The organism is Flavobacterium sp. GNP008 (assembly GCF_056428965.1).
Window position 1 is genome coordinate 1 of the sequence record NZ_JBWJVL010000015.1, and the last position, 283, is coordinate 283.

The window sequence follows — 283 nt, forward strand, 5'->3', positions numbered from 1 at the left end:
GGTTTTGAAAAGTGAAAATACTCAAAGTAAAATTTATTCGGAAATAGAGTTTTTTATTATCCAGTTGAAAGCTGGAAATCTACAGGCACATCTTGTTTTTATATTTAAAATTATAGAACTCTTAGGTTTTGCTCCCCTCACGGGCAATGGAAAATTTTTAGATTTAGAAAAAGGTGATTTTTCAGATCAGATTTCCCATCAGCTTTTTACAGAAGATATCTCTCAAATTTGGAAAAATATTTTGGAAAACAATGATAACTATAATTTTAAATTTCCTAAAAAT

The 283-nt window shown here is 27.6% G+C and carries 1 pseudogene; it reads left to right on the forward strand.

Going from position 1 to position 283, the window contains the following annotated elements:
* Window positions 1–64 precede the first annotated feature (64 nt).
* Window positions 65–283: pseudogene (locus AC0608_RS13700) on the forward strand (DNA repair protein RecO); the annotation flags it as partial.